The sequence below is a fragment of the Moraxella boevrei DSM 14165 genome (assembly GCF_000379845.1).
In the GTDB taxonomy this organism is placed as follows: domain Bacteria; phylum Pseudomonadota; class Gammaproteobacteria; order Pseudomonadales; family Moraxellaceae; genus Faucicola; species Faucicola boevrei.
In genome coordinates this window covers 57,490-81,687 of sequence record NZ_KB903809.1, presented here as the reverse complement: position 1 = coordinate 81,687, position 24,198 = coordinate 57,490, and the positions used below count along the sequence as shown (strand labels likewise).

18 protein-coding genes are annotated in these 24,198 nt (G+C 38.9%); 9 read left to right on the top strand and 9 right to left on the bottom strand.

Annotation, left to right across the window (positions count from 1 at the left end):
- Positions 1–36: 36 nt before the first annotated feature.
- Entirely contained in the window at positions 37–1,521 is a 1,485-nt protein-coding gene (locus A3G3_RS0110800) for a M16 family metallopeptidase (protein ID WP_019520533.1), read from the top strand.
- On the opposite strand, the gene A3G3_RS14560 is transcribed toward A3G3_RS0110800, so the two are convergent.
- Positions 1,499–2,080: a hypothetical protein gene (locus A3G3_RS14560; RefSeq protein WP_211207565.1), complete on the bottom strand. Its 582-nt coding sequence runs from the start codon at positions 2,078–2,080 to the stop codon at positions 1,499–1,501. The genes A3G3_RS0110800 and A3G3_RS14560 overlap by 23 nt on opposite strands.
- A gap of 295 nt (positions 2,081–2,375) precedes the next feature.
- Between A3G3_RS14560 and rodA the strand changes: the two genes are divergently transcribed.
- Together rodA and A3G3_RS0110780 are read left to right on the top strand one after the other, a co-directional pair.
- On the top strand, positions 2,376–3,521 hold the full coding sequence (rodA, locus tag A3G3_RS0110790; RefSeq protein WP_019520531.1) for a rod shape-determining protein RodA: 1,146 nt from the start codon (positions 2,376–2,378) through the stop codon (positions 3,519–3,521).
- A gap of 422 nt (positions 3,522–3,943) precedes the next feature.
- On the top strand, positions 3,944–4,546 hold the full coding sequence (locus A3G3_RS0110780; protein WP_040631777.1) for a septal ring lytic transglycosylase RlpA family protein: 603 nt from the start codon (positions 3,944–3,946) through the stop codon (positions 4,544–4,546).
- A gap of 106 nt (positions 4,547–4,652) precedes the next feature.
- On the opposite strand, the gene A3G3_RS13710 is transcribed toward A3G3_RS0110780, so the two are convergent.
- From A3G3_RS13710 to leuA, 3 genes are all read right to left on the bottom strand, one after another.
- Positions 4,653–5,084, bottom strand: coding sequence for a hypothetical protein (locus A3G3_RS13710; protein WP_019520528.1), 432 nt, complete (start codon positions 5,082–5,084; stop codon positions 4,653–4,655).
- 50 nt (positions 5,085–5,134) lie between these two features.
- Positions 5,135–5,455 carry a YcgL domain-containing protein gene (locus tag A3G3_RS0110770; protein ID WP_019520527.1) on the bottom strand — a complete coding sequence of 107 codons (321 nt, stop codon included), beginning with the start codon at positions 5,453–5,455 and terminating at the stop codon, positions 5,135–5,137.
- A gap of 100 nt (positions 5,456–5,555) precedes the next feature.
- Positions 5,556–7,241 carry a 2-isopropylmalate synthase gene (gene leuA / locus A3G3_RS0110765; RefSeq protein WP_019520526.1) on the bottom strand — a complete coding sequence of 562 codons (1,686 nt, stop codon included), beginning with the start codon at positions 7,239–7,241 and terminating at the stop codon, positions 5,556–5,558.
- A gap of 215 nt (positions 7,242–7,456) precedes the next feature.
- Between leuA and A3G3_RS0110760 the strand changes: the two genes are divergently transcribed.
- Positions 7,457–7,918 (top strand): Lrp/AsnC family transcriptional regulator, encoded by a 462-nt coding sequence (locus tag A3G3_RS0110760; protein WP_019520525.1) that lies wholly within the window; start codon positions 7,457–7,459, stop codon positions 7,916–7,918.
- A gap of 73 nt (positions 7,919–7,991) precedes the next feature.
- On the opposite strand, the gene A3G3_RS0110755 is transcribed toward A3G3_RS0110760, so the two are convergent.
- A complete protein-coding gene (locus tag A3G3_RS0110755) occupies positions 7,992–8,831 on the bottom strand; it encodes a hypothetical protein (RefSeq protein ID WP_019520524.1) in 840 nt (279 codons plus the stop codon).
- 516 nt (positions 8,832–9,347) lie between these two features.
- Between A3G3_RS0110755 and ahcY the strand changes: the two genes are divergently transcribed.
- Positions 9,348–10,712 carry an adenosylhomocysteinase gene (ahcY, locus tag A3G3_RS0110750; RefSeq protein WP_019520523.1) on the top strand — a complete coding sequence of 455 codons (1,365 nt, stop codon included), beginning with the start codon at positions 9,348–9,350 and terminating at the stop codon, positions 10,710–10,712.
- A 253-nt stretch (positions 10,713–10,965) separates the two neighbouring features.
- On the opposite strand, the gene proB is transcribed toward ahcY, so the two are convergent.
- Positions 10,966–12,102, bottom strand: coding sequence for a glutamate 5-kinase (gene proB, locus A3G3_RS0110745; protein WP_019520522.1), 1,137 nt, complete (start codon positions 12,100–12,102; stop codon positions 10,966–10,968).
- 272 nt (positions 12,103–12,374) lie between these two features.
- Here proB and A3G3_RS0110740 point away from each other — a divergent pair, with 272 nt between their 5' ends.
- Both A3G3_RS0110740 and A3G3_RS0110735 read left to right on the top strand, forming a co-directional pair.
- Positions 12,375–13,256, top strand: coding sequence for a DegV family protein (locus tag A3G3_RS0110740; RefSeq protein ID WP_019520521.1), 882 nt, complete (start codon positions 12,375–12,377; stop codon positions 13,254–13,256).
- Positions 13,257–13,274: 18 nt separating this feature from the next.
- A complete protein-coding gene (locus A3G3_RS0110735) occupies positions 13,275–14,429 on the top strand; it encodes an AAA family ATPase (protein ID WP_019520520.1) in 1,155 nt (384 codons plus the stop codon).
- A gap of 25 nt (positions 14,430–14,454) precedes the next feature.
- Here A3G3_RS0110735 and A3G3_RS0110730 read toward each other — a convergent pair whose 3' ends face one another.
- Positions 14,455–15,138 (bottom strand): ribonuclease HII, encoded by a 684-nt coding sequence (locus A3G3_RS0110730; protein WP_019520519.1) that lies wholly within the window; start codon positions 15,136–15,138, stop codon positions 14,455–14,457.
- A gap of 208 nt (positions 15,139–15,346) precedes the next feature.
- On the opposite strand from A3G3_RS0110730, the gene purD reads away from it, so the two are divergent.
- Entirely contained in the window at positions 15,347–16,642 is a 1,296-nt protein-coding gene (purD, locus tag A3G3_RS0110725) for a phosphoribosylamine--glycine ligase (RefSeq protein ID WP_019520518.1), read from the top strand.
- A 203-nt stretch (positions 16,643–16,845) separates the two neighbouring features.
- Positions 16,846–18,378: an acetyl-CoA hydrolase/transferase family protein gene (locus A3G3_RS0110720; RefSeq protein ID WP_019520517.1), complete on the top strand. Its 1,533-nt coding sequence runs from the start codon at positions 16,846–16,848 to the stop codon at positions 18,376–18,378.
- 570 nt (positions 18,379–18,948) lie between these two features.
- Here A3G3_RS0110720 and hrpA read toward each other — a convergent pair.
- Entirely contained in the window at positions 18,949–23,106 is a 4,158-nt protein-coding gene (gene hrpA, locus A3G3_RS0110715) for an ATP-dependent RNA helicase HrpA (RefSeq protein WP_019520516.1), read from the bottom strand.
- A 43-nt stretch (positions 23,107–23,149) separates the two neighbouring features.
- Positions 23,150–24,067 carry a hypothetical protein gene (locus A3G3_RS0110710; protein WP_156802160.1) on the bottom strand — a complete coding sequence of 306 codons (918 nt, stop codon included), beginning with the start codon at positions 24,065–24,067 and terminating at the stop codon, positions 23,150–23,152.
- Between the last annotated feature and the right edge of the window lie 131 nt (positions 24,068–24,198).

Genomic DNA, 24,198 nt, shown 5'->3' with positions numbered 1-24,198 from the left:
TAAAAAAAATTTACATAAAACTTTTAGGAAAATTACATGAAATCACCCTTCTTTAAAAAACAACAATTAAAAAAGCCACTCATTGTCATGTTAAGTCTAATGAGCATCACAAGCCACGCTGACAGTCATGCGACTGGCGAGCTTGACCCAACCGCTCCGATTATCGCATTAGCAAATCTTGATAGCCTAAAAAACGAAAGCAAACTTCATGTTAATCTGCCCAATATTCAACATTTTAATACCGATAACGGCGTGCCTGTCGCCTTGGTACAAACGCCAAATTTGCCAATCGTGGATATTGCATTGTATTTTAAAGCAGGCTCGGCGTATGATGAGCAGATAAAACAAGGCGGTTTTGGCATCGCCAGCCTTACCGCAAGTATGCTCAAAAAAGGGACGAGTGAACAGAGCGAAAACCAAGTCGCAGAAAAATCCGAGCAACTGGGGGTGAACCTATCGAGTCATGCTTATAAAGACATGTTTATCGTGAGTTTACGCAGCTTGTCCGATAATAACCATTTGACCCCTGCGGTTGATTTGATGAAAGAGATTATCAGTGAACCAACTTTTCCCCATGAAAGTTTACAACGGACTAAAGCCCAATATTTATCCGCCATTCGTGAAAACCAAGAAAACCCAAGTGCGATTGCCAGCCTAAGATTTGACCAAGAGTTATACGGTAATCATCCATATGCTCACCCAACCATCGGTACAGAACAAAGTATTGCCAACATTGAACGAGATGATTTGGCACAATTCGCCAAACAATTTTTGGTCAATAAAAATTTAAATATTGCAATTACAGGCAATATTAGCCTAGAAAAAGCCAAAAAAATCAGTAACCTATTAACAAAATCTCTCCCACAAGGCAACAAATCCCCAACTTTGCCCAATGTAACACCGCTCAGCCAAAGCAAAACGGTACATATTCCCTTTGACAGTTCGCAAACCAGTATTAGCATGGGACAAGTTGGTTTAAAACGTGGCACAGACAACAAAACTTTACAACAACAGACCAATTTTGCCTTAGCCGATGAAATTATCGGTGGCAGTAATTTTCAAGCACGGCTCATGCGTGAAATCCGCAAAAATCGTGGCTTGACTTACGGTATCTATAGCAGTGCTACCCCAATGCAAGCCCAAGGTAGCTATGAAATCAGCCTATCAACCAGTAATGACAAAGCCGATGAAGCAGTTAAGCAAACTTTAATTATCCTAAAAGAGGCAATAGATAATGGTGTTACCCAAGACGAACTCACTTTAACCAAAGATAGCCTAAAAAATAGCTTTCCGCTAAGTTTTAGCAGTAATAGCAGTATTAACAGCACGCTTGGTATGATGGGATTTTATGGTTTGCCTGATAGTTATTTGAGTGAATATCATCAACGCATTGATAATGCGACATTAAATGACGTTAATAAAAGTTACCGAGAACTGGTTAAACCTGATAACTTTTTAATTGTTACCGTTGGCAATCAGAAAACCCAACAAAAATCAACTAATCAACCATCATCGAAGTAAGATTTTTGCTGATAATTACGTCATAGACAAAGTTTTGTGGCTGGTAGCGTGTACCGTTATAACTCAAGCGTAAGGTATGACGGTCAAATTTATCCGCCACAAACGCACCATTGGCAAAATTAAAAAACACAGGCGATGCCAATACTGCTTTGACATCGGCGGATGTAGTGACTTTTAGCCTATCGCCTGCGTTAAGATAGACCAAATACTCGCATTGTTGATTGACGAATTTTTCATTTTGACGCACGATAGATTGGCTAACGAATTGAAAATCCACCAATTTTGGGCAAACATCGTCCTTTTGCGATGCGACTCGGGCAAAACTTGTGGTTAAATTCTCGGCAAAAGTTTGGCTTTGAATAGGTTGTGCTTGTGAAGACATGGCAATTGTTTGTGCGTGCAAAGTTTGGCTGTTTAAACTATTTTGCATCGCTTGGGTAAAATTACCAATATTTGTTGATTTTTCACGAATTGGCGGTTGTGCATCGACGTGCTTTGCTAATATTTGTTGCTCGCTCTGCGTTGAGTAACAACCAACCAAATTAACTGTTGTTAGCATCAAAATTGCTAGCAATGATTTGTTAAAATGACTTAAATAAACTCCATTTTTTTGCAAAATTTTTGTCATTATATGTACCTTTTATATTACTGAAACTTTTGCGTTAGCACACTATTTTTTTGGTTTACAAACGCTTATTTTAACAAAAGAAGCCAAATTTTCTGTAATTATTTTGCAAGCTACCGCATTTTTTTATATTTTTTTTGTGAAATCCCCTATCAAATTTTTTCAAACACAGCTAAACTAAACAGTTTTAATTGATTTCTTGATTATAACTAATAATTGTATCTAACTTATGTCAAAAAATATCGGTCAATTCCGTTTTTCTCGCCAAACCAGCCATTTTGGCAATGACCTAACGCCAACTTTTTGGCAACGCGTGCACCTTGACCCATGGTTGCTGATCTTACTGTTTGTCACGGCGTTGTCGGGCTTGGGGATTTTGTACAGTGCATCCGCCCAAGACATGGGGTTGTTGTTAAAACAGACGCTAAGTTTTAGCATTGCGTTTACTGTAATGATTGTCATGGCTCAAGTTCCGCCGAGTATTTATCGCAACTTTACTCCATTTTTTTACATTATGGGTATTTTTTTGCTGATTTTGGTAGAAATTATCGGTGAAATTCGGCTTGGGGCTCAGCGTTGGATAAAAATCCCCGGTTTTGGGAGTGTTCAACCGTCCGAGTTTATGAAGCTTGGAATGCCAATGCTTACTGCCTGGTTTTTATCACGCCGAGAACTACCGCCTAGATTGCCAACGGTATTTATTACTTTGGTATTGATTTTAATTCCTGTATTGTTAATCGCCAAACAGCCCGACTTAGGTACGTCATTATTGGTCGCATCTAGTGGTTTATTTGTACTATTTTTGTCGGGTTTGCCGTGGTGGATGATTGGCACGGCGATAGCGATTTTTATTCCGTTTGTGTTGGTGTCTTGGGAATATTTACTGCACGATTACCAAAAACGCCGTGTTATGACCCTACTTGACCCCGAAGCCGATGCGTTAGGCGACGGCTGGAATATCATGCAGTCCAAAACTGCTATCGGCTCTGGCGGTATCAGTGGCAAAGGCTATTTAGCAGGCACACAGTCGCATTTGCATTTTTTACCCGAAGGGCATACTGACTTTATTATCGCCGCTTTTTCCGAAGAATTTGGCTTAATTGGTGTCTGTTTGCTGATGTTTTTGTACTTTTGTATTTTACTTCGTGTGCTATATTTGGCTTATAGCAATACTCAAGTTTATGGTCGTTTATTGTGTGGGGCGATTGCCATGTCATTTTTTGTGTATGTATTTGTTAATGCAGGCATGGTATCAGGGATTTTGCCTGTGGTTGGCGTGCCATTACCGTTTATTAGTTATGGCGGTACGGCGTTAATTACGCTCATGGCAGGTTTTGGCTTGGTGATGTCCATGTCGTCACATAATCAACATTAATTTGTCAAAAATCTGTCAAAATTTATCCGAGAATTTATCAAAAATACCTAACAAATTTTTATCAAAACGACCATTTATCTGATTTTTTGTTAAAAAATAATGCAATTTTGGTAAAAATTTGTTATTATTTTGGCGATACAAATGGTAAAAATCTATCTAATCATTGGTAAAGTTTTGGCAAAAATCGAAAAAATACGCCAGAAAACTTACCTTTAATGGTATTTTTTACACCAATTATCTGTATTTTGCACAAATTTACAATATTTTTTGTTATTGTAACAAAGTAAAAGTATGGAGTAATTTTTACTTAAATAATCATCTTACTCATATTTTAGCATAAAATAAATATAGCAGAACCTTGAGAAGACAGCAAATTTGTCTAATTTTAAAGTCTTATGATAAAAAGAATTATTGAGGTGCTTATGTTAAAGCGTCAAACTCGTCATTTAGCCTTGTTTACTTGTTTTTGTTCATCATTGGCAATCAGCGTCCCAAGCCACGCGAAAACCACGAGCAACGACAACTTAGACCACGTTTTAAACGAACTGTCTCGCCAACATAGCAACGCATCTGACCTAGTCAAATCGGCTCGCCAATCATCTACTATTAGCAACTCATTGGCAATGAACAGCCAATTACTCGCCAAAGAAAACAGCGAAAAAACAGGAAATGACAAAGATGTCTTAGAGCGTTTATCCGCAGTTGCCTCTAATACCGTGAGTAAATTTAGCCAAACCGGGGTCGCATCGTGGTACGGTCGCCAATTTCAAGGCAAAAAAACAGCCAGTGGTGATATTTTTGACCAACACGCCTTTACAGCGGCTCACCGCTCACTACCAATGAACTGCTACATCAAAGTAACCAATAAATCCAACGGCAAAAGTGTTGTGGTAAAAGTAAATGACCGTGGACCTTTTTCTAGCAGTCGTGTGCTAGATTTATCCTACGCCGCCGCTAAACAAATTGGTATCGTGAGTTCAGGTACAGGCAACGTTATTATTGAACGTGTTGCAACGCCAAATTAATTCATTTTTTCAAGATTTGCTTAAACAAAAAAAGCATGATAGTTTATATCGTGCTTTCTCATTTGTCATTACTTGTAGCTTTGATTTAATGACTTTATCAAAAAACTTAGGCAGCTGCTTTTTGTTTTTTTGCAGACTTTTCAATGCCCATTTTTACCAATTGCCACAAAAATCCTAACACACAACCCACGGTAATTACCACCATAATCGGCAATAATCCATTAAAAATAATCGCCGTATCTTGTAACAAAATACCATACGCGACTGAAATACTCGCAGGAGCGATTTCGGGTTTTGTACCAAGTGATGTGGTTGGCGTCAGCAAAATCGCAAATAAAATAATCCAGCTTAAACCTGCTAAGGTTTTGGGCAAAATCCGCACCACCAAAATCCAAAGTAACAGCACCACGACCGAAAAACCAATATATGCTGTCATCGGCAACTGTTCTTCAGGGATGCCTTTAACAAGCTGTGTCCACCAAACGATAATTTCGCCCAGTATTTCACCAATCTGGTCTAACGAGATAGGAAGTGCCATGAATTGCCTTTTTTGCTAAACTAAATGTGGTATTTTACCACAATTTTGGATTATTGCCATTTATTTTGTTGGGCTTCCGCCATTTTTAGGCGAGCTTGGCGTTCCCACTCTTCTTCGGCAGGCATTTGCACAAAATAACCTTGATTTTGTAATTTTTCCAACACTTCGGCTTTGTCCACCCTTGCTAATTTTTTAGTAGTTACTAAATCAAGGTGCATGACAAAACTTTCTTTGCCCAACGCTTGACGAAAATCTTTGGGCAACACCGCCAACCAATCTTTGATATCATCGACATCATCTGGGTAATTAGGGCGAGCGATATAAACGTACAAGTCGTCTTTTTTGCTAAATTTATAAATATCAACGTGCATAAAGTTGCCTAATTTAAACGTTAAAAAAATGCTAAAATCTAGCGTATTTTAGCATTTTTTTGTCAATAAGGGTAAAATTTCTAATTTTTTAAACTTTGACTTACACTTGTGAAAGTGCCGACAGCACCGCTTTTAACATGGCGGACACCGTACTTGAGCAAGTACCAATACCTGACACAATTTCACCATCCACATTTAATTGCAAATAACTGACCGCATTGGCATTGGTGTTGCTTTGATTTTCGGTTACCAAGGCGTGTTCAGCATAATTAATGACGTGAATTTGTTTGCCCAATTGTTCGCTAACGCCTGCAATAAATGCCGATAATACCCCATTGCCCTGCCCCACGATTTCTACAACTTCATCATTTTTTAATATTTCACCACTAAAGGTAACCTCACCCTCTTGGTTATTAATTTGGTAATCTTTTAGTTTTAATATAGATTGGTTTAAATAATTCTTTTCAAAAATCGTAATAATATCATCAGCCGTTAATTCTGTTTGACGTGCTTCTGCCTCGAATTGTACCACTTTACTAAAATCAATCTGTGTCCAGCGTGGCAAATTAAAGCCAAAATCACGCTGTAAAATATACGCTACACCGCCCTTACCTGACTGGCTGTTAATGCGTACCACGTCTTGATAGCCACGTCCAATGTCCGCAGGATCAATCGGTAAATAAGCCACGTCCCAAACACCTTGCGTTTGTTCAGCATATTTTTCGTTAAAATCCAATGATTTTTTGATAGCATCTTGGTGTGAACCACTAAATGCCGTGAACACAAGCTCCCCAACATAGGGGTGGCGTGGGTGAATTGGCAACTGATTACATTCACTCACCACTTGGGCGATTTCGCTCATATTGCTAAAATCTAGCTCTGGGTCAATGCCTTGGCTATACATATTCATCGCCATGACCATGATATCCATATTGCCCGTGCGTTCGCCATTGCCGAGTAACGTGCCTTCAATACGGTCTGCCCCTGCCATTAGCCCCAATTCACTACTTGCCACCGCACAACCCCTGTCATTATGGGTGTGTAAACTCACAATCACATCTTTACGCATTGGCAAATGTCGGCAAAAGTACTCCACTTGGTCGGCATAAATATTTGGCGTAGAGCTTTCAACCGTTGCAGGCAAATTGATAATCACTTTTTGTCCCAAATCTGGTCGCCAAACTTGGCACACCGCATCACATACCGACACGGCAAAGTCGGTTTCTGTTTGGCTAAAACTTTCTGGTGAATATTGGAAAGTCCATTCTGTTTCTGGGTATTCTTTAGCAATATCACGCACCAAAGTTGCCCCTTGTACCGCAATATCGGTGATTTCATCAAAGTTTTTTTGATAAACTTTTTCACGTTGTACTTTTGATGTGGAGTTATAAACATGAACAATGGCACGTTTTGCCCCTTGCAAACTTTCAAATGTACGGCGAATCAAATGTTCACGAGCCTGTACCAACACTTGCAACGTAACATCTTCAGGCACATGACCACCTTCAATCAACTGACGTGTAAAATCAAATTCCACTTGAGCGGCGGACGGAAACCCAATTTCAATTTCTTTAAACCCTACTTCTACCAAAGTTTTAAAAAAACGCATTTTTTGTTCAATCCCCATTGGCTCAATCAAGGCTTGGTTACCATCTCGCAAATCCACACTCACCCAAATTGGGGCTTTGTCAATCACCTTATCGCACCAAGTACGGTGTTCTAGTTTTGGTGCAAAAGCAAATAGACGGTATTTTTGATGATTAAAGGCTGAATTTTTTGGCGTCATAATCTTTCCTACAAATAAAAATCTACAAGAATGTGCTTTGTATTATACTAAAATTTTCTCATGAAAAATCACTAATTTTGCATAAGTTTTAGCAAAATTTTGAATAAAAACACTAAAAAATATAAAAATTTTAGAAAATCATGCTAATATACTAATAGCAATATTTAGCCAGAATCATTCCTAATCAAAAAACCCAATAAAAACAAGGTATTTTTATGCAAAAATTAGACAATATTGATATCAAAATCTTAAAAATTTTGCAAGAAAATGCTCGAATTAGCAATCTTGAACTAGCCGAAATGGTGAATTTAAGCCCCACCCCTTGTGCCAGACGTGTAAAAATATTAGAAGAAACTGGCGTTATTAGTGACTATCAAGTGAAGATTAATCAGCGAGCCTTGGGTTATCAGTTATCGGTTTTTATCGCAATTAGTATGGATAAACATACCGCAGAACGCTTTGATAATTTTGAACAAAAATTAAGAGAATTCCCTGAAGTGGTAAGTTGTAGCGTTGTCACAGGGCGTAGTGAGGACTATTTGATTAAAGCTATGGTAAAAAACATGGCTCATTATGAAGAGTTTTTATTACACCGCTTAAACAAAATTGAAGGCGTACAGCAAGTTCATACGAGTTTCGAGTTACGAGAAGTTTTTTCTCGTTCTGTTACTCAGTAATAGCATTTAACATAAAAAAAGACGGTGCTATCAACACCGCCTTTTGCCATCTTAACCCTTTATTAGCTTAAGATTAGAAGCGTACAGTTGCACCAACTTTAGCAATTGGTAACCACTTTAGATTTTTGTCATCAAGTCTTTCTTTAACAATTTCTTGAGCTCTTTCAGTACCAGCAGTACCTGTTACTGTGGTTTTTACATCACCCACATACGCTGCACCCAATTCACCAAACACGCCCCAACGCTCAGAGATGTTCGGACGATAACCGATGGTTAAATAAGGAGCTAAGTCGTTACGGCTTTCTGCTTCTACAGAAACACTTGAACCACTGGCAACGATAGCCTTATCACCATCTTTAGCTTTAACCGTTGCAGTTTCACCTGCTCTTGGGGTTAAAGTAGCTTTTAAAGTGTTGTCGTTGTAGATAACGCCTGTACCTACAGTGAAGCCATTGCCCCATGGACGTAGATTAACTCCTAGGTATGGATTATTCATATCCAAATCGTATTTAAAATCACCTTTAAAATCTTCGTAACCATCACCTAAGATTTTTTTGTAATTTAAATAAGAGTCGTTCGCATCCAAATTAATGGTATCATCAAATGAACCACCGTTCCAACCTGCAACAAGTTCAGTTTTGTCGTTTACGCCCCATGCGATGTTACCACCGTAACCTAGCGTACCGATTTCAGCACTAATCGCAGCTGGGTGAGTTGCTTTATTGAAGAAAGTTTTAGTGCCTTCAACCAATTGAGTGGTAGTGTTTTTGATGATACCGTTGTTTGGGTTATAAGTCGTGGTAGAAACTGCCACTGGCTCTGCAACCACCTGTTGGTCAACGATAACTTCGTCAGCGAATGCTGATGTTGCAAATAATGCAACTGGTAGTACGGCTAATTTTAAAGTTTTCATAAACTTTTCCTCTAGTTAAACGAATTTATTATTTTAACATATTTCAATTGCAATGATTAACTAATAACCAAATTTTATTAAAATATATTTTTGCTTTATAACAATTTATGAATGACATATTTTGTTACGAGTTGCCTTTTGCAATATTAAAGCGTATTTTTTGCTGTTTGTCATTTAATTTATTGGTTATTTATGTAGCATTATGTAAAAAATTTCAAGCTCATGTAATTAACTGCAAGTTTTGTGTGTTTTTTATCACAATTGTATTGAATATTTTGAGTCAAAAAGAACTATTTGTTGGCTAAGATATTTATGATGGAGAGTTTAAAAATAAAAAATGGGTGACTTTTGACGGATAATTTTTTACAATATAGCGTTGCCAAGAGATGTTGCAGTAAATTATCTTCTTTTAAAAAAGGGATAACTTATTAGGCTTGGTTTAATTATTTAAAAAGATAATTATAAAACAACGACATCTGTTTATCTTTTTTTAACTTCTTTATAAGGAATAGACAGATGTCTAATTTTACCGACTATAAAGTCGCTGATATCGCTCTTGCCGATTTTGGTCGCAAAGAGATTAAACTTGCCGAAGCCGAAATGCCTGCCCTAATGGGACTGCGTAAACGCTACAAAGATACTCAACCGCTAGCCGGTGCAAAGATTGTCGGCTGCATCCATATGACCATTCAAACGGCTGTTTTGATTGAGACTTTGGTGGAGCTTGGGGCAGAAGTTCGCTGGACTTCTTGCAATATCTTTTCTACCCAAGACCACGCCGCCGCCGCCATTGCAGCGACTGGTATTCCTGTTTTTGCATGGAAAGGTGAGACCGAAGCAGAGTACGAATGGTGCCTTGAACAGCAAATCCACAAAGACGGTGAACTTTGGGACGCCAATATGATTTTGGACGACGGTGGCGATTTGACCGCCCTAATTCACAATAAATACCCACAAATGCTTGACCGCATTCACGGTATTTCTGAAGAAACCACCACAGGCGTGCATCGTCTCATTGACATGCTAAATAAGGGCGAGCTTAAAGTTCCTGCGATTAATGTCAATGATGCCGTTACCAAATCCAAAAACGACAACAAATACGGCTGTCGCCACTCATTGAATGACGCTATCAAGCGTGGTACAGATATGCTATTGTCTGGTCGCCGTGCGTTGGTGATTGGTTATGGCGATGTCGGTAAAGGTTCGGCTCAAAGCCTACGGCAAGAAGGTATGATTGTGCGAGTAACCGAAATTGACCCAATTTGTGCGATGCAAGCCTGTATGGATGGATATGAAGTCGTGTCACCCTTTATTAATGGTGAACAAAATCAAGGGGTTAATCGCACTTTGCTTCAAGATACCGATTTGGTAGTTACCACAACAGGCAACTACCATGTTTGTAATGCAGAAATGTTAAAGGCGTTAAAATCAACGGCGGTGGTGTGCAATATCGGGCATTTTGACACCGAAATTGACACCCAATTTATGCGTGATAATTGGAAATGGGTAGAAGTCAAACCACAAGTGCATCAAGTGTACCGCTCAAATGTCAAGTCTGATTATTTGATTTTGTTGAGTGAAGGTCGCCTTGTCAATTTGGGTAATGCCACAGGACATCCGTCTCGTATTATGGACGGCTCATTTGCTAACCAAGTGTTAGCACAAATTCATCTTTACAAAGAAAAATTTGCTGATTTGCCAGCCGACAAAAAGCAAGAAAATCTTTATGTTAAAGTTTTGCCAAAAAAACTTGATGAAGAAGTCGCCGCCGCCATGGTCGCAGGTTTTGGTGGTATGATGACCAAACTCACCCAAGAGCAAGCCGATTATTTGGGCGTGAATATTGATGGTCCGTTTAAAGCAGATGAATATAAGTATTAATTAGCCGTTAAAAATCGGTGTGAAAAATACGAAAAATCTGATACTATAGTGAAGACTAAATTAAAATAAGCACCGTTCGCCCTGAGCTTGTAGCTTGTCGCAGGGTAACGGTCTTAGGTTTAACAGGCTCACCATGAACGACCTTGTTCAGTACAACTTAGTTTTCACTATAACATTGTACTAAAATGACCACACGAGCCGTGATGCTTGGTATATTCAGACAGATCGTGTGGTTACAATAGATGAGTTAATATTATACGACTATCGCCATATTATCACGGTGCAAAATAGCTTTTTCTCCCAATTTATCGCCTAGAATTTCGCTGATTTCTTGACTACGTTTTCCCACCATTTGTTTCGCAAGATTGGCAGAAAAACTCACTTGACCGACCGCCACACGCGTGCCTTGAGCGTCCATGCATTCCACCACATCGCCTTCGTCAAAGTCGCCCTGCACTTCCACCACACCAATTGGTAGCAGGCTTTTACCATTTTTAACAATCGCTTTGACCGCACCGTCATCAAGAATTAACCGCCCCGCCATACGAATATGAGCGGCAAGCCATTGTTTTTTCGCAATTTTTTTGTCTTCTTCATTGGTAGTTAATAGCGTGCCAATCGGCTCGCCCGCCACCACACGGCTAATCACATCATCATAGCTCCCATTGACAATCACAGTCGGACAGCCACCCATCGCCGATAAACGTCCTGCACGAATTTTGGTTATCATACCGCCACGCCCCAGTTTTCCACCATCACCTGCGATATCAAACAGATAATCTGCCATGGCTCGCTCGGTGTGAATAAGGGTCGCATTTGGGTTGGTACGTGGATTATCGGTAAATACACCGTCTTGGTCGGTCAAAATAATGTACAAATCGGCTTTTACCATACTCGCCACCATAGCCCCCAAGCTGTCATTATCGCCAAACTTTATCTCGTCTACGCTAACCGTATCATTTTCATTAATCACAGGCAACACTCGCCAGTCAAGCAGTTGGTGCAAGGTATTGGCAGTGTTTAAGTAACGATTGCGATTTGCCAAATCATCATGGGTCAATAAAAGTTGGGAAGTTTGCACGCCGTATTGAATACACGCCTGCCACCATGTTTCTATCAAACCCATTTGCCCTACCGATGCACAGGCTTGTAAGGCTTCCAATTTTTTTGGACGTTCGTCAAGGTTCATACGTACCACACCTTCTGCCACTGCCCCTGACGACACAAGTAGCATACGATAGCCGCTATTTTGCAATTGGGCAATTTGTTTTGCCCATTCATAAATAGCAGTGCGGTCAAGCCCTCGTCCGTTGTTGGTTAGCAGTGATGAACCGATTTTTACCACCATGGTTTTGCCATTAAAGGTGCGTTTTTCAAGGGTGTTTGTCATAATTTTTCCAATAGTTCGTTTCGATAATTTATGCAAAAATTTGTCCAAAAAAAATTTCCAATATTTTTGTACATTTTGTTAAAAATAGTTACCATAATAAATCGCAAATCACCTAAAAATCAAGTATTCTGATGCTTTTTTTAAACTATTTTTATCATTTTTCAAAATAACTTGCAAACATATTGCAACTTTGTAAAATTTTGGCTACACTAGCAGTTTTAAAACCCTGTTTTTAGGGGATTTTTCACGGTTAATTTTGGGTAATTTTTCTTATGAAACACCTTGTTTTAAGTACGTCTTCATCTTGCTTAGCTAATTTAAATTTAACACAAAATATACAAAGTATTCCGTTACATTTAAATATTAATAATGTGGATTTTCTGGACGGCAAAAACATTAATCCTGCATCATTGACCCACATTATGCAAACGTCACCCAGTGCGTTAGCAAAAACGTCACCACCAACCGAAGCCGAAATTAACGCCATCTTTAAAGACTTGCACGCCAAAGGTTATCAGACCTTATTTGTGTGTACCTTATCGTCAAAATTTAGTGATACTTACGAAACTATCCAAAACTGTCGCCGTGCCTTTGACGGTAAAATGAACATTTATGTTTACGACAGTCTTAACCTAAACTTAACCGAAGGGGCAATGGCGTACGAAGCCGACTCGATGCTCCGTCAAGGTAAAAACATTGCCGAAGTGACACGTCGTTTGGACTATATCCGTGACCATAGTGCTTTTTTCTTTACTTTAAGTGATTTAAGTTATATTACTAAAGCCCGCAAATTATCCGCACCAGCGAGCTTCTTTGCCAATTTATTTGACATTAAACCAATCATGGAAGTCAACCAAGAAGGTTATATTGTAGCCACCGAAAAAGTGCGTAAAATTGACCCAACCTTACGCAAAATGGCAGAAAACGTTCAACAATTAATCAAAAATGACAATGCTTTCGTGTACCTTGCAGACGCAGGTTTTGACCATTTAACCAGCTACTTTGCCAATATTTTGGAGCGAGAATACGGCTTAAGTAATTTACCTGTAATTCCTGTGTCTAGTGTGTCGTTAGCCAACCACGGGTACAAAGGTGTAGGCATCGGCGTGTTTTACGGTGATTTACCAGAATTGGTTGATCATTTTAAAAACTAATACTTAATAGATTATTTTATGAAAATTTTAGAATCCAAATATTATCAGCCACGCAAAATTTTAACGTCAGACGATAACAATTCGCCCTATCCGATTGAACTTGTTGACGATATACGGCGTTACAATAGCAAATACAATCCGTTTGAAAGTCTACTTGATGATCTTTTTCCAGGCATTCATGTGGGTAATTTTGAAATGGTTATTTTAAAGGAAAAGTTAAAAGACTTTGAACGTTGCACTGACTTTCATACCTTGGCATATTCGCACAAAAACAACGTGCTATATGAGCGTGAAATGTGTTATTTTCACCCAAAATACGAAGTTTTTTTGTTAACCAATGAAGATTTGTCCAATGAATATGATGAGTATATTTTTGAGTCGGGCTTGTTAAAAGTAACCAGCGTATATTACGAGTCCATTAACCCAAAATCGCCTGAAAATATCCGTCATATTTTTGATGAGTATCTGCAAAAATATGTGTCTGACGAAGCCAAAGTATCAATTTTGTTTAAAGAACCGCACGGCTTTACCTTTAAAACGCACCGTATCAAGCCGTTTCCGATTAATCTTGATACCATGTATGACGATGAGTTTTTACCGATACATCAGCATATCAAAGAAAGTCTGACCCACGAAAATAAAGGCGTGGTGTTACTGCATGGTATCGCAGGTTCAGGAAAAACCAATTATATCAAATGGTTAACCAGTCAAGTGCCGAACAAAAAATTCGTATTTGTTCCAACCAACATGATTGGCTATCTGACAAACCCTGAGTTTATGTCGCTATTGGTGGATAACAAAAATTCAGTACTGGTGCTAGAAGACTGTGAAAACTACATCGCCGAACGCACCGTTGATAATGCCAATACCGATGTGGTGTCGTCTATCTTAAACATTGCGGACGGTATGCTGTCGGACGTGCTAGAATGTCAGTTTATTTGTACTTTTAACTCGGATATTTCCAAAATTGACCAAGCTTTACTCCGCAAAGGTCGCTTAATTGCTGAACATAAGTTTAAAGAATTGTCGGTAGAAAAAGCTAACGCCTATCTACAGTCTATTGGCAAAACCGAGACCGTGGATAAACCACATTCGTTGGCAGAGTTAACCAACCTTGACAACATGGCGTATAAAGAAAAAGAAGTGGAAAAGGTGAAGTTTGGCTTTATTTAATTTAAAACTAAACTAATTTTTTTGGTTAGTTATTTTTACTTAATTGATTTTTAATAGGTGCGAAGCTTCGGCGATGCTCGGGTAAAACCCCATATTTTTCAATCGCTTGCAAATGTACTGCCGTTGGATAGCCTTTATGTTTTGCCAAACCATACTGCGGATATTGTTTATCCATTGCCACCACATCCCTATCTCGCACCACCTTTGCCAATACGCTTGCCCCACTAATACAGGCGTGTTTGCTATCGCCTTGTATCACTGCTTGAAAACAGTAAATTTTTTCTAAAATGATGGCATTATCAAGATTTGGTAATTTATTACCATCTACAAAAATGCTAAATTTGGCTTGATTGTCTATTAATAGTAACTTTTCAATGGTCTGCTCAATCGCCATTTTCATGCCCAGTAAAGTGGCTTGCAAAATGTTAATTTCATCAATTTTACTGGGTGGGATTTTGATAATACTATAGGCAGTTGCTTGTTGTTGTATGATTGGAAAAAGTAAGTTACGTTTTTTTTCAGATAGTTTTTTTGAGTCGGTCAAAGCTGATAAAGCATGATTTGGTATGATGGCAACTTCGTCCGCCTCGTAAATGTCAGTTTTACTGGTTAAAATGTTGTTAGAAAAACAAACCGCTGAGATGACGACATCGCCGAGTAATGGTCCACGACCAACCTCGTCCACGCCAATGATAAAATGATTTTGCATGATGATTACCTGTTAAAACTGGCTATTATACGCCAAACTTGCTATGACATCAGCAAAAAATATTGTATAATGCGGTGGCATAACCAGTTTTGTGGGGTGTAATTGGTGTGTTAATATTTTTATTAAAATCAGCCTATATACCTATTGGTTTGATGTAGATACAATTTTTGTGATATTTAATTTTTCACAACTTTATTAGGAAAACTTTATGAATATTTTAGTCATTGGCACAGGCGGACGAGAACACGCCCTAGCGTGGAAAATCGCTCAAGACGACAAAGTCAAAACCGTATTTGTCGCTACAGGCAATGCAGGCACCGCAACCGAAAACAAACTGACTAACGTTGACCTAGATGTCAAAAATCACACCAAATTGATTGACTTTTGCCAAAACAATAGCATTGAATTTGTGCTTGTTGGACCTGAAGCACCGCTTGTCGCAGGTCTTGTTGATGATTTAACCAAGGCAAATATTAAAGCATGGGGACCTACCGCCTATTGTGCCCAGTTAGAAGGCTCAAAGGCTTTTGCCAAGGATTTTATGATGAAACATAATATCCCCACCGCCAACTATCAGACCTTTAGCGATGAAAATCAAGCGATTGATTATATTAAAGAAAACGGCACGCCAATCGTGATTAAAGCCGACGGACTTGCCGCTGGCAAAGGTGTGATTGTCGCCATGAACGAAGACGAAGCGCTTGATGCTGTGCGTGATATGCTCTCTGGCAATAAATTTGGCGATGCAGGCAGTCGGGTGGTGATTGAGCAGTTTTTACAGGGTGAAGAAGCGTCATTTATCTGTATGATTGACGGTAATAATATTTTGCCCATGGCGACGAGCCAAGACCACAAACGCAGTGGCGAAGGTGACACAGGGCTAAACACAGGCGGAATGGGTGCGTACAGCCCTGCTCCTGTCGTAACCCAAGAGGTACACGATAAAGTCATCGAGCGAGTCATTCGCCCAGTTGTCAATGCCATGAAAGAAAACGGCACGCCTTATACAGGATTTTTGTATGCAGGGCTGATGATTGATGATAAAGGCGACCCTTATGTGATTGAGTTTAACTGCCGATTTGGCGACCCAGAAACCCAGCCAATCATGATGCGGTTGCAATCGTCTTTGGTGGCATTGATTGAGAGCGGTCTAAAGGGTAATTTGCCAAAGTCCGCTGATTGGGATAGCCGTGTGGCATTAGGCGTGGTGTTAGCAAGTCATGGCTATCCTGAAAACTCAAGCAATGGCGATGTGATTACAGGTCTAAATCAAGACTTTGGGCAAGACATTAAAGTATTCCACGCAGGTACCAAAGAAAATGATAAGGGCGAGATCGTCACTGCAGGTGGTCGTGTGCTATGTGTCACCGCCCTTGCCGACACTATTAAAAACGCCCAAGAAAAAACCTTAACAGCGTGCGAAGCTATCAACTTTGAAGGCAAGCAATACCGCCGTGACATCGGTTGGCGAGCGATTGCACGCTCATCGCTGTTTAACAACTAAAATGCGAGTTTTAGCAAAAAAAACTTGTCAAATACGTTAAGTTTAGCTATATTAGACAAAGTTTTTACCTTGATAATTTGTATGAATTTATCAAGTGAATGACTTTCGCAACATTGTTAAAATTTTTATTGTTAAAATTTCTGATGATTTTTAACAAATTAAATTTTAGTTTTCTTTAACATTCTGATAATCAGGAGAGCACGATGACTAACGCACACGAGCGTATCAGACACGAAGGATTACGAAGCAAAATTATGACTGCCGAGCAGGCAGCTGAGTTTGTCAAGGACGGTATGAACCTTGCCATTACTGGCTTTACAGGTGCAGGTTATCCAAAAGCTTTACCAACCGCCATCGCCAACAAAGCCAAAGAAGCCCATGCCAAAGGCGAATCTTTCGGCATTGGTATGGTAACAGGGGCATCAACTGCTCCAGAATGTGATGGCGTATTGGCAGAAGCCAACGCAATCACATTCCGTTCACCATTCCAATCTGACCCAACTTTGCGTAATAATATCAACGCAGGCAAAACCGCTTACCAAGATATGCACCTATCACACGTTGAACAGCAAATGCGCCAAGGTTTTTATGGCAAATTTGACATTGCGATTGTTGAAGCATCAGGCATTACCGAAGAGGGTGATCTGATTTTTGCAATGGGTATTGGACACGCAGTAGAAGCAATTAAAAACGCTGAAAAAGTTATCGTAGAAGTGAACACCGCCCAAAACGCAGGCTTAGAAGGTATGCACGATGTGTATGACGAAGTGGGCTTACCCCCATTTCGCAAACCAATTCCATTAGTTGGTGCGTTTGACCGTATTGGTTCGCCATATATGAAATGCCCTGCCGATAAAATCGTGGCGATTGTACTAACCAACGGTGGCGACCGTAACTCTAAGTTTGCTGACCCTGACGAAACGTCAATGAAAATCGCTGCTCAAATCATTGACTTTTTAGACCATGAAGTAAAAGCAGGGCGTTTGCCAAAGAGCTTACTTCCACTTCAATCAGGCGTGGGTAACGTTGCCAACGCAGTAATGGCGGGTCTTTTGGACGCACCTTTTGAAGATTTGGTAGGCTACACCGAAGTATTACAAGACGGTATGCTTGACCTTATCCTTGCCAAGAAAATGAAATATGCATCAGCGACTGCTCTGTCATTTAGCCCAGACGCATTACAACGCTTTAACGACAACATTGAATTCTTGCGTGATAAGCTCATCCTTCGCCCAATGGAAATCAGTAACAACCCAGAAATCATTCGCCGTCTTGGTGTCATCGGTATGAATGCGATGATTGAGGCGGACATCTATGGTAATGTGAACTCAACGCACGTCATGGGTACAAAAATGATGAACGGTATCGGTGGTTCGGGCGACTTTACCCGTAACGGCTTCTTCTCGTTCTATGTGAGTCCATCAACCGCGAAAGGTGGAGCAATCTCGTCAATCGTGCCAATGGTCAGCCACCACGACCACACCGAACATGATGTGATGTTTATCGTTACCGAACAAGGCATGGCGGATTTACGTGGTAAATCACCAAAACAGCGTGCTAAACTCATCATTGAAAACTGTTCACACCCTGATTACCGTGATATGCTCCGTGATTATTATGAGCGTGCTGAAGCGTTAAGTGCGAAAAATGGTGGCGTACATACCCCACATATCTTGCTAGAAGCCTTGTCTTGGCATCAAAGATTTGTTGAGACTGGCGATATGCGTATTAAATAAGCGTTTTTTGTTAAACCAAACTGAAAAATACCGTCAATTGGCGGTATTTTTTATTTTAATCTCAATAATTGCTAAGATACCCAAGAATTAACATCTTAAATTCTTTATTTTAATAAGTACTTTTTAAGATAGAGTTAAAACCAATATAACACTGTAGCATTGGGAATTTTACATATTACAGTCTTCTGCAGAATTTTTTGCACCAGAAAAAAGACTGCCCCGTAATATTAAATCTTGTCTATTTATTTTACCCGCTAGCCCAGTGACTATCTGACCAGACTTTAAATGATTGACAGCAATGCAATTTACCTACTTACTTGATACTCACAAATCTCATTTGGTTGTGTTGGATTAAGTCCATAAAAATTGAATAGCGAAATATATACATTAATGATTTTTTTAAAGTCTTTTGTATCTATAACTGTAAAATTTTGTGTCCAGCCTACTAGCAAACAACTAACTACTAGTAAACTCATTGTAAGATATTTTCATTTTTTATAAAGCCTTTAAAATCATATCACTAGCTAAATATTAGCAAAATTTCCCCCAACCCACAATGATCAAAACCACCTACCCATTCGCCATCTCCCACAACTTTTCCAAACGTTTGTCCGATACAGGTGATTTGGTTTTCATTGGCTGAGCGAACAATTGTATGCGAAATTCTTCCACTAGCCAACGATAATCAGCAATTTTTGCGTCATTGGCACGATTTGCCAGTCGCTCCATATGTTTATCCAACTGATACACACCGTCAAGGTCTGTATCCAGATTATGCTCCAACCGTTCTAATCGCACCAACAATGCCTGTAAATATCTGGGATATTGTTGCCAATGGGCATAATCCATACGATAAATAAAATCCGATAACTGCAAATCATCAAGTTGGTCTTCAATATCATCAATATTTTCTTCAAAAATATCTCGGTCAAGCATGAGCAGTCTTTGCCGAATTTGTTGCCAAGTCTGATAAATATCTTGTAATTGCCTTAACACAGTCTGCCCTGTTAATAAAAAATTGCTTAATACAATCTGCTTACTTTTCTCAAATTCTGTCTGATTTAATGGCAATTTAGCAAATAATTGTTTATATTTATCCATGATTTTTTGTCCAACTGGCACAGTATCATGGTCAAAATTGGGCGAAAACTGTACAAAAGTTGCATCTAAAGTCGCATCAATCACCAGTTTTTTTAATTTTTCCAAATCGCCAAGTGGTGCAAATGCTAACTTAAAACTTTTATCAATTTGACTGGTCAATTGTTTGGCTTTTGCCCCAAGTTCATTACGCATTAACGCCAACACGCCTTGATAGTGGGCGTTGATTGCCGAATATATGTCGGTAAAATGATGAATAGACACTTTTTCTCGTTGTTCACTTTCCACAACAAGGGCAGAAAATTGTTTAATCAACACGCCTGCACTGTGTTTATTTTGGATAAAATCAAAATGTTGCGGAAATTCATCGTGCAAGCCCTTAGAGCTACACACCGCCTGACTGGTCGCCACTTGATGCCGTTGTTTTAACAGGTCAATATCTCTCCCTTTTTCAATCAGCCGATTTTTATCATCAACAATGGCAATTTGTGGTTGCAAATAACTGTCAATGGCTTTGGCGTTAAAATGTTTGGGTTCAATGAGCTGATTATTTTGTCCACGCACACCCATACTATTTAGGGCTTGGCTTAGTTGGTTGAGCAGACCTGTTTGATGATTTTTTGCTAAATTTTCAAAAATTTGTTGGGCTGTGTCAGGAATTGGCACGATTTGACGGCGAATTTCTTTCGGTAAACTTTTTAATAATTGTAACACCAATTCATAACGCCAACCTTTAATCCCCCATAACAATTCCACAGCATCCAACTGTGGCAGAGCAATTAACGGCACTTTAATGGTTACGCCGTCATCATCGCTGGCAGGGTCAAACACATAGCTTAACGGCAGTTTTAACGCTCCCAGTTGCCACGTTTCGGGGAAGGCTTTTGTGGTCGGTGCGGTATCCGTTAAAACATCTTTATCACTAAAAAACAAATACTTAGGGTCGTTTTTTTCAATTTCTTTTCGCCAATCTTCAAATGCTTTTCGGCTAGCGATATGCACAGGCACTCGGTTGGCATAAAATTGATACAACACTTCTTCATCAACCAATAAATCTCGTCTGCGTAATTTGTCTTCAATCAAGGACACATCAGCAACTTTGGCGATATTGTGTTGCAAAAATGGCGGTTGTTTATCTTTGGGAAACAGATTACCCAAAATCAGGGCATCTCGGATAAAAATATCGTGAGCTTCGTCTCGGTTGATATGTTCATAATTCATTAACTGTTTATGAACCACAATTAAACCAAACAGACTTATTTGGGCATACGCCTTGATATGACCCGTTTTTACCGACCAATGCGGTTCAAAATAATGGTATTTTAGTAAATCGCCTGCTCCTGCCAAAATCCATTCAGGTTCAATTTTTGCCAAATTTCGCATAAATACTTGCGATGTTTGCACGATTTCAAACGCCATCACCCAATCAGGATTTTGTTTAAACAACACACTAGACGGGAAAATTTTTGCTTTATGCTGACGAGCGAGCAAATATTCGCCACGTTTATTTTTCACCGCTTTGCCTGATGAATTGATATCGGTGTCATTGGATTTTTGGGCAATAAATGACAAAAGCCCAGTCAATAACGCTCGGTGAATGGGGGCAAAACTGGCAGGTTCATCATTGATTGTTAAACCCAAATCTTGCACCATCTGTTTTAATTGTTCATGGGTTTGTTGCCATTCTCGCAAACGTGGTGAGCTTAAAAAATGTTTTTTAGCAAACGATTTGCGTTGGCTATTGCTAAGTTTGCCATGATTGTCTTGATATGGACTTGGGGCAAGGATTTGTTCATCATTTTCAATACTTTTTTGCCAAAGTGAACCAAAAATCGCTTGCCAAAGACTGATATAAAATAAAAAATCACTGTCCGCTTGGCGAAATAAGGCGTGTTTTTGGTCGGCTTGGGTCTGTTTGTCGCTTGGGCGTTCTCGAGGGTCTTGCACCGATAAAGCGGAGACAATCACCAATAATTCTCGCAAACAGCCAAACTGTTCCCCTGCTATCAGCATTCTGGCTAAACGTGGGTCTATCGGCATTTTTGCCATATTTTGACCGATTGGCGTTAACATATTGGGCTTTTGTGCTTTTTTATGGCGGTTATTTTTATCAGTTTTTAACGCATTTTTATCGCTAATCGCCCCCAATTCAGTCAATAATTTATAACCGTCATTCACCAAACGACCGTCTGGCGGTTCAATAAAATCAAAATCCGACACATCGCCTAAGCCCAAATTTGCCATTTGCAAAATCACACTTGCCAAATTGGTTCGCAAAATTTCAGGCTCGGTAAATTCTGGGCGACTGTTAAAATCTCCTTCACTATACAAACGAATACACACGCCCGCCGACACCCGTCCGCAACGCCCTTTTCGCTGATTACTGGCGGACTGGCTAATCGCTTCTATGGGCAACCGTTGCACCCTTGAACGATAATCATAGCGAGAAATCCGAGCAAAACCCAAATCAATCACATAACGAATGTTGGGAACGGTCAAAGATGTTTCTGCCACGTTGGTGGCAATGATAATGCGTCTTCCACCTGTGGGGTGAAAAATTTGTTGTTGTTCAGCAAAACTTTGTCTTGCAAATAACGGCAAAATTTGGGTATGGCGAAATTGTCCTTGATTGACATATTGTTGTAAAATATCCGTTAAATCGTGAATTTGGGCTTCAGTTGCGGTAAAAATCAAAATATCAGCTTGTTCAGCATGACCTTTTTCGCTCGCATCTTGATAACATTCGTTCACCGCTTGGATAATGGCTCGTGGCAAATTTTCTTCCACATCATCAAAATTATCATCATCAGCACTTTTAACAATCTCATCAGTCAAAGGACGGTAACGCACTTCCACAGGATAACTGCGACCTTCCACAATAAATACTGGGGCATTTTTCTTTTGTTTGCTTTTTTTGTCAAAGGTAGCAAAATATTGGCTAAACCGCTCGGTATCAAGGGTGGCAGACGTGATAATGACCTTTAAATCTGGGCGTTTTGGTAATAATTTTTTTAGATAACCCATGATAAAATCAATGTTTAAGCTACGTTCGTGGGCTTCGTCAATGATAATGGTATCGTAACGGCTTAAAAAACGGTCATGGGCGAGTTCAGCAAGCAAAATGCCGTCCGTCATCAGCTTGACAATGGAATTTGCCGAACCTTTTTCACTAAATCGTACTTTAAAACTAACGGTTTTACCCAAATTTTCGCCCAATTCTTCTGCGATTCGGTTTGCCACGCTTCTGGCTGCTAGTCGTCTGGGCTGGGTGTGTCCGATTTGCCCTGTAATGCCACGTCCTGCCAGCATGGCGATTTTTGGCAATTGGGTGGTTTTGCCTGAGCCTGTCTCGCCTGCCACGATGATGACTTGGTTGTCTTGAATGGCTTTGATTAAGGTTTGGGCTTGAGAGCTAACAGGTAAGTCTTCGTTTAGGTGAATGGTCGGCAAACTGTCAAGGCGAGCTTGGACTTGTTGTTGTGATTTTTCTAGTTGCAATTGGTATTTTTCGGTAAGGCTTTGGTAGTTTGGGTTGTCTTTGTCAAGTTTTTTCAGTTCACTAAAGCGTTTTTTTAGAAAAAAACGGTCTTTTGCCATAATTGGTTTTGGAGTTGTTGGATTTTTTATCATATACTTATTTCTTTAATAGTATCAATAAATTGTGATTTTTTTGTTAAGGTTTAAATAGAAAATATGCAACAGTTAATATAAACATAAGAACTACTAAACCCATAATAAACCGAAAATATTTTGGCTGTTCATGTTCATCAGTAAATTCAATTAAACTTAGCTTTTCATCAATTAGTTTATCTATCTTATCAGCTAAATTTATGTCTGTATTTTCTTGAATATTGATGATTTCTTTTATTTGATGTTCTAAAACTAAAATTCGTCTATATCTATATAAAGCATTTAAATTATCTTTATACTCAGTTATTTCCTTAGTTTCTTGAACAATCACAGTTTTTGTTGGTTGGTTAATTAGGTTAGCCAATTTATGTTTTAATAAATCTAATTCTTGATACATTAAATTTTGTTTATCAATAATTTTTTGCATTGGTAAGTTAATATCTGTCTGTAGTTCAGCAGTAGTTTCATGTGTTTGAATATATTGATTTTTCCAATTTTGGTAAAGATTTTGCTCACTCTCTTTATTCAATACTTCAATCATATTTCCATACTTTAAATACCAACCTTTTGCAACTCTAAACCTGTTAATATGTTCTTTATTATGAAATTTTTCTATAATTTGATGGGCAAAAATTTTTGATAAAAATTTATGAATATCCACATCAAAAGTATCGTCAAAAACTAACTCATCTTCAAAAAACCATTTTAGATATGCCACCAATTTATCAGCTTCAAAAAAAGTTGCTGAAAATACAAGTGTCCAATCATTGTAATGAGCAAATTTTGTTCTATTTAAATCTTGAATAACTTCTCCACAATTTAGTGTATCACCGATTGTAAAAAAACCACCATTATCAGAAATGGCAAGATATAGATAATGATGATTTTCAATAGGTTGTGTGTCATTGTGTGATGGACTAAAAGTTGTTCCATTATCTAATACGAATTCAATTTCACTCATATTGTTTAGACCAATAAATATAGTTTTTTTTATCATAAATAAAGTCGTGGTAACTTTATCCGTTAGATTATTGTATCACAAACGTTTTTAACACGACGATTTTATCACAGATTTTCTTAATAACCTTTAAC